Origin of the sequence: Undibacterium sp. Xuan67W (assembly GCF_049340165.1) — a bacterium.
In the GTDB taxonomy this organism is placed as follows: domain Bacteria; phylum Pseudomonadota; class Gammaproteobacteria; order Burkholderiales; family Burkholderiaceae_D; genus Undibacterium.
Genome location: NZ_JBMPPN010000010.1, coordinates 152442 through 164940 on the forward strand (window position 1 = coordinate 152442; position 12499 = coordinate 164940).

The window sequence follows — 12499 nt, forward strand, 5'->3', positions numbered from 1 at the left end:
AAAAATGAAACAAATTACTGCAGTGATTAAACCTTTTAAACTCGATGAAGTTCGTGAGGCGTTGGCAGAAGTTGGCGTTACCGGTTTGACCGTAACGGAAGTCAAAGGCTTCGGTCGTCAAAAAGGACATACCGAACTTTATCGTGGTGCTGAGTACGTCGTCGACTTTTTACCAAAAGTCAAAGTGGAAGTAGTGGTGGATGATAATGTTTGTGAAAATGTCGTAGATGCAATTATCAAAGCTGCACATACCGGCAAAATCGGAGATGGTAAAATTTTTGTGCAAAATGTAGAGCAGGTCATCCGGATACGTACTGGTGAGACTGGTTCTGACGCTGTTTAACCTTAATCTAATAGGTTGACTATGCAAACTATTCGTCGATGCTTGTCACTTTCTCTGGCGAGCTTTTTACTAATCGGTATAACGTCCTCAGCAGTTGCTGATCAGGGCGTTACAGAGCAAAAAATTATCCTTGGACAATCCGCCGCGTTTTCTGGTCCTGCAGCTCAGTTAGGTATTCAGCTTCATGCCGGTGCAAAAGCTTATTTTGATCAGGTGAACTCAACTGGCGGCGTGCATGGTCGTAAGATTGAGATCATCAAAATGGATGATAAGTACGAGGCTGATCTTGCAGCTGCGAACACCAAGAAATTGATTGAGAACGAAGATGTATTCGCGTTATTCGGTTATGTGGGAACGCCGACTAGTAATGCTTCGTTGCCAATTTTTACTGCCGCAAAGGTCCCATTCTTCGCTCCGTTTACCGGTGCACAATCTTTGCGTGAACCGCTGAATCGTCAGATCTTTAACATACGGGGGTCTTACTTTGACGAGACGGAGCATCTGGTCGAGCGTCTGGTCAGAACCGGGATAAAAAACATTGCCGTGTTTTATCAGAATGATGCCTATGGCAAGGCTGGTCTCGCTGGTGTGGAACGTGCTCTGAAAAAAATGAATGTACAGATGGTTGAGACAGCAACGGTTGAGCGCAACAGTACCGAAGTTGCCAAGGCCGTAGAAAAAATCCTGCCAAAACGCCCTGATGCGATTATCCAAATCAGTGCCTATTCCTCATGTGCTGCCTACATCAAAGAAATGCGTAAAGCGGGTTATACAGGTCAATTTTACAATGTGTCGTTTGTGGGTAGTCAGGCGCTGGCAGATGCTCTCGGTAAGGAGGGGCCGGGTACAGTTATTTCCCAGGTTGTCCCTTTCCCCTGGCGTGCTGCGACACCTGTCGTCGCTGAATACACCAAAGTTATGCAAAAAGCGGGGATTACCGATCTCAATTTTTCTAGCCTAGAAGGCTTTATTGCAGCCAAAGTCTTCGTTGAAGGATTGCGCCGCTCTGGCCGTAATCTGACGCGTGAAAAATTGATTTCATCTTTGGAATCTATTAACAGCTCGAACTATGATGTAGGTGGCTTTGATGTGAATTTTTCACCAACCAGCCATAACGGGTCAAAATATGTCGATATGACCGTGATTTCTAAAGACAGTAAATTCCGTAATTAAATTCAGGCAGGCTACACTGTGTTGGTTCGAATCGGCATAGTGATGGCACTGCGTAGTTCTTAGCTGGATTTAAGCAGCACTATCAAAGCGCCGGAACCACCGTCCGGCGCTGTCGCCTGACTAAATGCCAGCACTTCATCTTTTTGTATCAACCAGTTTTTAACCTTGTTCTTTAAGACAGGTTCTTTATTGACTGATCCCAGACCTTTGCCGTGAATAATCCTGACGCAGCGATGTTCATTGCGCAAACATCGTCGTAAAAACTCACCAAGACTATCTCTGGCCTGATCGCGTCGCATCCCGTGCAGGTCAAGCTGTGCCTGTATCGTCCAGTGACCGGTGCGGAGCTTTTTTGCGACATCGATACCGACACCTGCACGTGTATAGCTCAGGCCGTCATCGGTATCTAGCAGGCTGCTCGCATCGAATTCGTCGGATAACGATTCCTGTAACGCTGCGCGCTCGTCGGCAATGTGCTGAAAGGGAATGGGCTGAGGTCGGACTACGGGAGCAGTGTGCTTGGCTGCCGTCTTAAGCGGCGCTACCTCTCCCACACTATTGCGGAAAATATTTGCTTCCAGCTTCGCCTGATGCTCCCGCTTGGTGCGTTCAGCATCTTCTTTTTGACGAAACTCTTCTTGTTGTTTTAACTGCTGACCCAAGTTCTTCAGGTCAGCAAAGTTTTTTAATGAAGCAGGCATGGATTGATACGATTAACAGGATTACGTTTCCAGATAGCGTTGCGCATCCAGTGCCGCCATACAACCCGTGCCAGCGCTGGTGATAGCCTGGCGATAGATGTGATCCTGCACGTCACCGGCAGCGAATACGCCAGGGATGCTGGTCGCTGTTGCCATGCCTTCGAGGCCGGTTTTGGTTTTGATGTAGCCGTTATGCATATCGAGCTGGCCATCGAAAATACCTGTATTAGGTTTGTGTCCGATCGCAATAAACACGCCATGTAAAGTCACGTCACTGATGTTGCCATCTGCGGATTTGATCTTGATGCCAGTGACGCCAGAATCATCACCGACGACTTCTTCCAGTGTGTGATTCCACTTGATCTCGATTTTGCCTTCTGCGACTTTGGCCATCAATCTGTCGATCAGGATCGCTTCTGCACGGAATTTATCGCGGCGATGTACTACCGTGACTTTGCTCGCGATGTTCGATAAATACAGCGCTTCTTCCACCGCCGTATTGCCGCCGCCAACGACGGCGACTTCTTTAGCACGATAGAAGAACCCGTCACATGTAGCGCAGGCAGAGACGCCTTTACCCATGAATGCCTGTTCAGACGGTAGGCCAAGATACTGGGCTGACGCACCTGTGGCGATAATGAGTGAATCACAGGTGTATTCCGCCTGATCGCCGATCAAGCGAATAGGTTTTTCATTGAGTTTAGCGGTATGGATGTAGTCGAAAATGATTTCGGTGTTAAAGCGCTCTGCGTGTTGCAAAAAACGTTGCATCAATTCAGGTCCTTGCACGCCCATGGGATCCGCTGGCCAGTTCTCTACATCGGTCGTGGTCATTAATTGGCCACCTTGTTCTACGCCAGTGATCAATACAGGTTTCAGGTTCGCGCGTGCTGCATACACTGCCGCTGAGTAGCCTGCAGGGCCAGAGCCAAGGATCAAGACGTGAGCGTGTTTTGGAGTAATGGTAGTTGACATAGGCTAGCCTGAAAATGATGTTGGGATGACGTGCTATCAATAATAGCGTAGTAAAAAGTGCTTAAAAAACGTGCCGGGAATTAATGCAAAATACCGATAACTTATTTCTTAATGCCATGTGGAAATGGCGCTAAACAACATAATTTCAAGAGAAACCAGTGATTTGCATTCATGCGATAAAGCCAGGCAGTGACAAGCCAAGATTATAGTCGATTACGGCGCGACGGACTTTTCACTCGGTTTTTTCGGATGGGTACTCAGATGTTATTTTAATGCTAACTTTGCAGAATTGTGTAATAAGCGCAGTCAGATTTGGCGACACTTATCAAGCATGCTATCTTATGCTGGTTTTCCACTTGATTGCGTCTGGCTGTTTACCCTGAAATATGACTACTAACAATAACGAAGCCTACACACGCAACCGCAATAAAACGCCAGCACCGCCTCTGCCGAACCGTCTGGTGATTTTATTGACCGAGGCGCGCTGGATGGTCTTTGCCGCTTTGTGCGTTTATCTGGTCTTGATTTTGATCACGTATAACAAACTAGATCCGGCCTGGTCACATGCCAGCGTGATACCCAAAATTCATAATCTTGGTGGCAGGGTCGGTGCCTGGTTTGCAGATTTGTTCCTGTTCATTTTTGGCTTGTCTGCCTGGTGGTGGTCTATCGTCCTGATTCGGCTGGTGTGGGAAGATTATCGTCAATTAAGCAAACGCTTTTTAGTAGATGCTGATCAGGAAAAAGCCCATCAGTACGAAAAATTCATTCAGGCTGCGGGATTTACCCTGCTCATGATTGGCAGCATGGGAATTGAATACCTGCGTATGTATTCCCTGAAAACCCCAATGCCGCGAGCGCCGGGCGGAGTACTGGGTGAATTGGTTGGCGGTGCAGCCTTCAACGCTTTCGGCTTTACCGGATCGACCTTGTTATTACTCCTGTTTTTTGCCCTCGGACTGAGCCTGTATTTTCATGTCTCGTGGTTGCAGATCGCCGAAAAAATCGGCACCGGCATTGAGGGTGTGTTTAGTTTTATCCAAAAGAAATACGCCGCACGTGAAGACCGGCGCGTTGGTCAGACTGCGGCTGTCAAGCGTGAAGAAATTGTCGTCACTGAGCGTGCCAAGATCGTTGAGGCGCCGCCGATTCGCATCGAGCCGCAAGTGGTATCGGTACAAAAATCCGAGCGGGTCGAGAAAGAGCGCCAAGTCTCTTTGTTCAACGATATGCCAGATAGTCATTTGCCGCCGCTGTCATTGTTAGACGAAGCCCCGCCAGCGCAAGAAACGGTCAGTATCGAGACACTGGAATTTACCAGCCGTCTGATCGAGAAAAAACTCTCGGATTTTGGAGTCGATGTAAAAGTGGTTGCCGCTTATCCGGGGCCAGTTATTACCCGCTATGAAATTGATCCAGCCACCGGTGTGAAGGGCAGTCAGATTGTCGGCCTGGCACGAGACCTGGCGCGTTCTTTGTCGCTGACTTCTATCCGCGTCGTAGAGACGATTCCCGGAAAGAATTACATGGGATTGGAATTGCCTAATCCTAAGCGTCAGATTGTACGTTTAACAGAAATCCTCGGCTCTAAGGTCTATAACGACAGCGCGTCCAGCCTCACGGTCGCTTTGGGTAAAGACATTGGAGGACACGCAGTGGTGGCTGATCTGGCCCGCATGCCGCATTTGTTGGTTGCCGGTACTACAGGCTCGGGTAAATCCGTCGGTATCAATGCCACGATTTTGTCATTACTATATAAATCCGATCCGAACGATGTGCGCATGATACTGATTGATCCTAAGATGCTGGAAATGTCGGTGTATGAAGGCATCCCGCATTTGCTGGCACCGGTCGTCACTGATATGCGTCAGGCGGGTCATGCCCTGAACTGGGCAGTGGCAGAGATGGAGCGCCGCTACAAGCTGATGTCCAAGTTAGGTGTACGTAATCTGGCAGGTTATAACGCCAAGATTGCGGAAGCGACCAAGCGCGAAGAACATATTCCAAATCCGTTTAGCCTGACCCCGGATGCTCCGGAGCCGCTGGAAAAATTACCGACGATTGTCATCATCATTGACGAGTTGGCCGATCTGATGATGGTGGTCGGTAAAAAAGTTGAGGAATTAATTGCTCGTATCGCACAGAAAGCCCGTGCCGCCGGTTTGCATCTGATTCTGGCAACTCAACGTCCATCGGTTGACGTGATTACTGGTCTGATCAAGGCGAATATTCCTACCCGTATCGCGTTTCAGGTCAGCAGTAAAATTGACTCAAGAACGATTCTCGATCAGATGGGTGCAGAAGCCTTGCTGGGTATGGGCGATATGCTGTACATGCCGCCGGGTACTGGTTTGCCTATTCGTGTACACGGCGCTTTTGTGTCGGACGAAGAAGTGCATAGAGTAGTACAGCATCTGAAGGCGCAAGGAGAGCCAAATTACATTGAGGGTATCCTTGAAGGTGGCGTGCTGGAGGAGGCTGGAGAAGCAGGTGCCGTAGCGGGTGAGGGCGGCGGTGAAGCCGACGCACTGTATGATCAGGCGGTTGCGATCGTTCTCAAAAATCGTCGTGCTTCGATCTCATTAGTACAAAGGCATTTGCGTATAGGCTACAATCGCGCCGCGCGTTTGCTGGAGCAGATGGAGACCAGCGGCGTCGTCTCTACAATGCAATCGAACGGTAATCGTGAGATCCTGGTACCTGCCGGTAATACGGAGTAAGTTTTAGCGGCAAATGTAAAGCAAGTTCAACATACGTTGTTCGCGGCACTGGCAAAACAGTGTCGCATATGAAATGGAATCATCGTGAAAAACCAAGTAACAGGCATTAAAAAGGGCGCTAAATCAGGGCGCTGGCTGGCTGCAATCGTATTCACTTCAATCAGTACCTTAGCATTACCGCTCTTTGCACAAGCGACAGCAATAGAACAATTTAAATCCTTCGCCGCCGGAAGTAAAAGTGCCAAAGGCGAGTTTGTCCAGCAGCAGGTTAAGTTGGTCGACGGGAAGCCTAAAGTGACTAAAACCTCGACCGGCAACTTTGTATTTGCGCGGCCCGGTAAATTTATCTGGACCTACCTCAAGCCATACGAACAAACCTTGCAGACGGACGGTGAGCAGCTCTATATCTACGACAAAGACCTGAATCAGGTGACGATTAAAAAGGTTGGCAATGCTTTGAGCGCGTCTCCTGCAGCGATTTTATTTGGCGGCGGAGAAATAGAAAAAAGCTTCACTCTCAAAGAGATCGGTAACAAGCAAGGACTGGACTGGCTGGAAGCTGTGCCAAAGGAAAAAGATCCCAACTTCGAGCATATCGGCATCGGTATGAAAGATGGTGTACCCGTTGCACTGGAGCTGCGTGACGGCTTCGGTCAGGTGTCATTGCTGACACTAAAAAATATAGAAAAGAATCCGGCGATCAAAACAGATCAATTCAAGTTTATCGTGCCTGCCGGAGCCGATGTTTCTCGTCTATGAGTGCTCCACGTAAAAATCCGGTACCGCTGGCGGAGCGCATGCGACCTGCCAGTCTGGATGACGTCATCGGTCAGCAACATCTGTTAGGCGAAGGCAAACCGCTGCGCATGGCGTTCACCTCCGGTGATCCGCATTCAATGATCCTATGGGGTCCGCCGGGCGTTGGCAAGACCACACTGGCACGCCTGATGGCGAACGCATTCCATTCAGAATTTATCGCATTATCGGCAGTCTTATCGGGTGTCAAAGACATTCGTGAGGCGGTTGAGCGGGCGCAAATTTTGCAGGCCACATCGCAGCGTCGCACGATACTTTTTGTCGATGAAGTGCATCGATTTAATAAAAGTCAGCAAGATGCTTTCTTGCCACATGTAGAGAGCGGTCTTTTCACCTTTATCGGTGCAACGACAGAGAATCCCTCGTTTGAAGTTAATAGCGCTTTGTTGTCCCGTGCTGCCGTCTATGTATTGAAATCCCTGACGGAAGCTGATCTGATGTCGATGGTTGATCGTGCCTGTGAGCGCGAGCTTGGTGGACTGACATTTCACACCGATGCTAAGGCCAGCCTGATCTCCAGCGCCGATGGTGATGGTCGTAAACTGTTGAATAATCTGGATATCGTTGCGCGTGCCGCTGCGGCAAAAGGTTTGCAGGAGGCCGATACGGCGCTGCTGGCAGAATGCCTGGGTGACGCGTTACGTCGTTTCGATAAAGGCGGGGATGCATTTTACGATCAGATTTCTGCTTTGCATAAGTCGGTGCGCGGCTCTAACCCCGATGCGGCCTTGTACTGGATGGTGCGCATGCTGGATGGCGGTGCAGATCCGCGTTATCTCGCACGTCGTATCGTGCGCATGGCGAGCGAAGATATCGGCTTGGCCGATCCACGCGCGTTAAGACTTACTTTAGACGCTGCGGAAACCTATGAGCGCCTGGGTTCTCCCGATGGGGAGCTGGCGCTTGCGCAAGCCGTGGTTTATCTGGCCTGCGCGGCAAAATCGAATGCGGTTTATAAAGCGTATAACGCGGTACGTGCTTTCATCGCGAAAGACAAATCACGCGCAGTCCCGGAGCATCTGCGCAATGCACCGACCAAGCTGATGAAGGAACTGGGCTACGGCAAGCTGTATCGCTATGCACATGATGAGCCTGATGCGTATGCAGCAGGTGAAACCTATTTGCCAGAGGGGCTTGAGGGGGAGTCCTGGTATCAGCCGGTTGCGCGTGGGTTGGAGATTAAAATTGCCGACAAGCTCGCGTACTTGCGTTCGCTTGATGAAGAGGCTGGATCCGGTTCTTGACCGGCGTCAGCTTGAGAATCGGCGCTATCAGTTAGCTTAGCGGCATTAGTTATTTCGGACGGATCAAGCCAGCTTAATTTAACCCTAGATTGAATATACTCCCTCATAGTATTTTTTAATGCACTAATAAGCGTATGCGAATTGGGTCATATTTCTAAAAAATATAGGGGAGTATATTGTTATGGATAGCTTAAAACCTGTTTGCTACTGATGACCTTACGTTGCTCCATGAAGCTGATAATCGAATCCACCGTAATCGTATCAATCTGTCCAGCCATGCGACGATCGAACGGATGATCGTCGAATGCAACGTTTGCCCGGAACATTCGTGCACCTAGGCGTGTCATCGACGGAATATTCAATGTCCCAGCCCGATAATTTGCCATACTCAGCCAGCTTTGTGCCTGCTTGCGATCACCGATGCTGATATCGTTCGAGCTTGCGGCGGCTAACAATTCCAGGATCCATTGATTCGAATTCTGATACATCGTTGAGTAGGGAAACGCCAGCATGTTGTAGTGCGGCTCATGCAGCTTTCTCGGTGTATCAGATTTCAGCAAGACTACTAACTTTTGTTGTAGCGCTGCATCTGGCAATACGATCAGAGTCTCATATGCAAAGGGTGTGTCCATGAAAAAATTACCTAAGCCCTCGTCGTACAATTCCGAATTCGCGGTGCCACATTGATTTAATTCATGGACCACCAGCCACTTGCCATCGGGATGGTCGCGCCAGACGATGCCCATGTGCGAATAGCGCAAATGGTATTTTGATAAATCTTGTCCGACACGCGCAATCATTGCGATTTGCGCGCCGCTGGCATCGAGCGCGTTGCGGGTTTTTAGTGCTAGCTCCATCCCCTTCATCAGAGTGTTGGGATCAAGCGTTTTTTCTTCACAAGAGCGACCGGCGTAACTGCTGGCCGATGTCATTAAAGCGCTTGCCAGCAGAAGGCTAGCTGTCAATTTGGCGAAAATATTCATGAGTGCAATGAATGTGATGGCTGTAGTGAGAGGGTGATTATCGCGTGCCTGCACTGATATTAATGCTGATCGGCTGCCTAAACGCAGTTATCGTGCAACGGAATGGTGTACCAGGCTGCGACCGATTTCATTGGGGATATATGCAATAGCTTGACCCGATACGACCAGCATCGTGCCTGCAGACAAGGCTGTGACCTGCACCACCGTGCCTGCAACGACCGAGACGTTACCCATGGCTTTTCCAGTCAGCTTGACCGAGTACTTGGCGCCATCCGAGACGCCTTTAAAAACGACGATGACACCATCGGCTATTTTTTCAACGGAGACGACCAGTAAAGTCCCCGATGCTTGTATGCCCTCGGCGGATCCTTCAATCAACACTGCGCCTGACAGAGCCGACAACAAAGACAGACCGGATGCGCCGCAGGAAAGGCAGGACGCTGCCAGCGCAGCCTGAGTCGTCAAGCCGACGGCGCTGCAAGCTAGGGTCAACGCTACTGTACTGGTACGTATCATTGATGTGATCTGCGATGTGAGATGTGTCATACGAGTTCCTGTCAGATGAGCGAGGCAAGCGTTTCTATTGACGATTCACTATTCGCGGCTTGCCCGCAGCCTGTTGGCTGTCGTAAAAAATTTACGCATTCAACAACAAGCCAGCGCATTATTGGTTGCGGAACTTGTCGGGTCAATTTTGATTTGAGTAGCGGCGCTTTCATCACCTTGAGGTGTCGCATTTCGATACTTGCTATTTTTCTACGATGATTGGTATTAATTGGGTTTAAGTCGTCGAGTAGTTGTCCGACCGATTTCTTATGCATATAGCCGAGGGCTAAGGAGACTGATGATCCTTGCGTTGGTTGTTGTGATTGTCGATGTTTGGGGAATCAAGCCCGCCTTGGTACAATATGTTCCTAATTATCTTTGCATTATTTTTGCATCTACCTCCTAACCTGGCTTAAGCATTCCATGATCGACATTCAACTCCTACGCAAAGACATCGACACCGTTGCCGCCCGTCTGGCGACGCGCAAGTTTCAACTGGATGTAGCGACTTTTAATGCACTCGAAGGTGAGCGCAAGCAGATACAGATGCGTACCGAAGAATTGCAGGGGAAGCGTAATTCTCTGTCAAAACAGATTGGTATGCTCAAAGGCAAAGGCGAAGATGCCACAGCGCAGATGGCTGAGGTTAACAGTATCGCCGATGAGTTAAAGGCCTCTGAAGTACGTTTGGGTGAAGTGCAAGCGTCCATGAGCGAGTTCATGTTGACGATTCCGAATCTCCCAGATGAGTCCGTGGCTGTCGGCGAGGATGAAACCGGTAACGTCGAAGTCCGTAAAGTCGGAACGCCGCCAGCATTTAATTTCGTCGTCAAGGATCACGTCGATATCGGCGCTGGCCTTGGCCTGGATTTTGAAGTGGCGGTTAAGCTGACGGGCTCTCGCTTCGCCCTGCTCAAAGGCGGTATCGCTCGTCTGCACCGCGCACTGACACAGTTCATGCTAGACACCCAAACACTGGAGCACGGTTATACAGAATGCTATACACCGTATATCGTGAACGCAGACTCCATGCGCGGTACCGGCCAGTTGCCTAAATTCGAAGCAGATTTGTTCGCGGTCAAAAAAGGCGGGCAAGAAGGCGAGGGCGAGACGCTGTATCTGATCCCGACGGCCGAAGTGTCATTGACCAATACCGTGCGTGACGAGATCGTCAGCCTGGAAAGTTTGCCTATCAAAATGACCGCACACACACCATGCTTCCGTTCCGAGGCTGGCAGTGCAGGACGTGATACGCGCGGCATGATTCGTCAGCACCAGTTTGATAAAGTCGAATTAGTACAGATCGCCCATCCGGAAAAATCGGCGGAAGCGCTGGAAGACATGGTGGGTCATGCCGAAGCCATCCTGAAAAAACTTGGCCTGCCTTACCGTGTGATGAGCCTGTGTACTGGCGACATGGGATTCGGTTCGACCAAGACCTATGATCTGGAAGTCTGGTTGCCAGCACAAAATACGTATCGCGAGATTTCATCGATTTCGAATATGGGCGCTTTCCAGGCACGCCGTATGCAAGCGCGCTTCCGCAACGCCCAGGGCAAGCCCGAACTTGTACATACGCTAAACGGTTCAGCCCTGGCGGTTGGTCGCACGCTGGTTGCGGTGCTGGAGAACTATCAGCAAGCGGATGGCAGCGTTGTGATACCGGAGGTATTGCGTCCGTATATGGGCGGCGTAGAAGCCTTATTGCCCGCGGCAAAATAAAAATATATGTTTTTAAGATAGTCGTTAGCGCTATGCAATCGGTGCTCAATTAGCTTCGGTCAGCAGACTTAAAATTCCTGAAAAAAGTGCTTGGACGAGTGATCGTTCAAGCATTTTTTTTCGTCATTCGGGCATATTCCTAAAACTGGTTTAATGTATTTTTATTGAATAGATACCGACCCGTTTGGCGTTATTTGATTGGTGCGATACATCCTCTAAGTTGAGTTATTGGACACGTAGCGGAGCGACTTGTTTTACATGTAACTCTTTCCGCAAGGATGATTTATAAGGATTTTCACAAATTACCACGATTGTAGGCCTTTGTTTTGCAAGGTTTTCCCTACTAAAACCAACGTTTCTTTGCTATAATCGTTGGCTTACTTTTGACCAGCAAAGTAAAACGGAGAGGTGGCAGAGTGGTTGAATGTACCTGACTCGAAATCAGGCGTACGTGCAAACGTATCGGGGGTTCGAATCCCCCTCTCTCCGCCAAAAAATCAAAGACTTACGTAATTTTTGAACCATAAAAATGTGATGATCGTAATTTCTGGTTGTGCATTTTTTTGACATTTAAATTCTGCGTTTGCCAATTTTAGCTACAGCTTCAGCGAGTGTCTTGGTCGCCAAATGACTGTACCGCTTTGTAGACTGTGCGCTTTTGTGACCCAGTACTCCACCTACTGTATGTAAATCAACACCGGCATTAATCATTTCACTTGCAGCGCTATGAGGCATGTCGTGAAAATGCAAATCGTCATGTCCGCATTTCCGCATTGCTATGCGGATCCACTTCTGTATTGTGGAACGAGCGGGTTTGATAGGAATATGTTCAATATATCGCTTCAGTTTAAAGTGAATAGGAATTACTCTTCTTTCTCCATTCTTCGTGTCTTCCAGCAAAAAAGCATCGTTCCAAATTTTGACACGCAAGACTTCTGCCAATCGCATCCCGCTATAAAATGCGATGAGCAAGGTGGCTCGTATTGCAGGTTATTTTATATTCCTAGCAATTTGTAGTACTTCCTTCCGGCTTGCATAAACGTGGCGTTCGTTTTTAACGGTGGGCATGCTAACCCGCTCTGCAGGATTGTGCGTACAAAATTTATGGTGTTTATAGGCATACCGACACTCAGCTCGTACATAAGCCATCCGGTAATCCCCCCATTTTTAGCGCGAGCTATGAGTAGAGGCTATGCGGCAAGTGCGAGTTTCTGTTTCGGGGTGATGCCGCCGATGCCCGTGTTGGGCCGGTCGTGATTGTAAGTCCATAACCAGC

The 12499-nt window shown here is 49.1% G+C and carries 11 protein-coding genes and 1 tRNA gene; 7 read left to right on the top strand and 5 right to left on the bottom strand.

From position 1 onward, the window contains the following. Nucleotides 1–4 precede the first annotated feature (4 nt). Nucleotides 5–343, top strand: a complete 339-nt coding sequence (locus ACO0LE_RS11330; RefSeq protein WP_422960457.1) for a P-II family nitrogen regulator — start codon at nucleotides 5–7, stop codon at nucleotides 341–343. Nucleotides 344–364: 21 nt separating this feature from the next. Continuing rightward, a complete protein-coding gene (locus ACO0LE_RS11335) occupies nucleotides 365–1516 on the top strand; it encodes an ABC transporter substrate-binding protein (RefSeq protein ID WP_422960458.1) in 1152 nt (383 codons plus the stop codon). A 59-nt stretch (nucleotides 1517–1575) separates the two neighbouring features. Here ACO0LE_RS11335 and ACO0LE_RS11340 read toward each other — a convergent pair whose 3' ends face one another. Together ACO0LE_RS11340 and trxB are read right to left on the bottom strand one after the other, a co-directional pair. After that, the gene (locus tag ACO0LE_RS11340; protein WP_422960459.1) at nucleotides 1576–2217 is read right to left on the bottom strand and encodes a Smr/MutS family protein; all 642 of its coding nucleotides are present in this window, start codon (nucleotides 2215–2217) and stop codon (nucleotides 1576–1578) included. A 21-nt stretch (nucleotides 2218–2238) separates the two neighbouring features. Then, nucleotides 2239–3192, bottom strand: a complete 954-nt coding sequence (trxB, locus tag ACO0LE_RS11345; RefSeq protein ID WP_422960460.1) for a thioredoxin-disulfide reductase — start codon at nucleotides 3190–3192, stop codon at nucleotides 2239–2241. Nucleotides 3193–3578: 386 nt separating this feature from the next. Here trxB and ACO0LE_RS11350 point away from each other — a divergent pair, with 386 nt between their 5' ends. The 3 genes from ACO0LE_RS11350 to ACO0LE_RS11360 all read left to right on the top strand — a co-directional run bounded on the left by ACO0LE_RS11350 (nucleotide 3579) and on the right by ACO0LE_RS11360 (nucleotide 7972). Next, nucleotides 3579–5912, top strand: a complete 2334-nt coding sequence (locus ACO0LE_RS11350; protein WP_422960461.1) for a DNA translocase FtsK — start codon at nucleotides 3579–3581, stop codon at nucleotides 5910–5912. Between the two features lie 135 nt (nucleotides 5913–6047). Next, on the top strand, nucleotides 6048–6671 hold the full coding sequence (gene lolA, locus ACO0LE_RS11355; protein WP_422960474.1) for an outer membrane lipoprotein chaperone LolA: 624 nt from the start codon (nucleotides 6048–6050) through the stop codon (nucleotides 6669–6671). Next, complete coding sequence (locus ACO0LE_RS11360) at nucleotides 6668–7972, top strand: replication-associated recombination protein A (RefSeq protein WP_422960462.1); 1305 nt, start codon at nucleotides 6668–6670, stop codon at nucleotides 7970–7972. The genes lolA and ACO0LE_RS11360 overlap by 4 nt, the downstream gene beginning before the upstream one ends. Before the next feature lie 179 nt (nucleotides 7973–8151). Here ACO0LE_RS11360 and ACO0LE_RS11365 read toward each other — a convergent pair whose 3' ends face one another. Together ACO0LE_RS11365 and ACO0LE_RS11370 are read right to left on the bottom strand one after the other, a co-directional pair. Then, nucleotides 8152–8955: a DUF2145 domain-containing protein gene (locus ACO0LE_RS11365; RefSeq protein WP_422960463.1), complete on the bottom strand. Its 804-nt coding sequence runs from the start codon at nucleotides 8953–8955 to the stop codon at nucleotides 8152–8154. Nucleotides 8956–9042: 87 nt separating this feature from the next. Next, the gene (locus ACO0LE_RS11370; RefSeq protein WP_422960464.1) at nucleotides 9043–9501 is read right to left on the bottom strand and encodes a hypothetical protein; all 459 of its coding nucleotides are present in this window, start codon (nucleotides 9499–9501) and stop codon (nucleotides 9043–9045) included. Between the two features lie 423 nt (nucleotides 9502–9924). Between ACO0LE_RS11370 and serS the strand changes: the two genes are divergently transcribed. Further along, nucleotides 9925–11223, top strand: coding sequence for a serine--tRNA ligase (serS, locus tag ACO0LE_RS11375; protein ID WP_422960465.1), 1299 nt, complete (start codon nucleotides 9925–9927; stop codon nucleotides 11221–11223). Nucleotides 11224–11625: 402 nt separating this feature from the next. Continuing rightward, nucleotides 11626–11715, top strand: a tRNA-Ser gene (locus tag ACO0LE_RS11380). 78 nt (nucleotides 11716–11793) lie between these two features. Here ACO0LE_RS11380 and ACO0LE_RS11385 read toward each other — a convergent pair. After that, nucleotides 11794–12195, bottom strand: coding sequence for a site-specific integrase (locus ACO0LE_RS11385; protein WP_422960466.1), 402 nt, complete (start codon nucleotides 12193–12195; stop codon nucleotides 11794–11796). Nucleotides 12196–12499 lie beyond the last annotated feature (304 nt).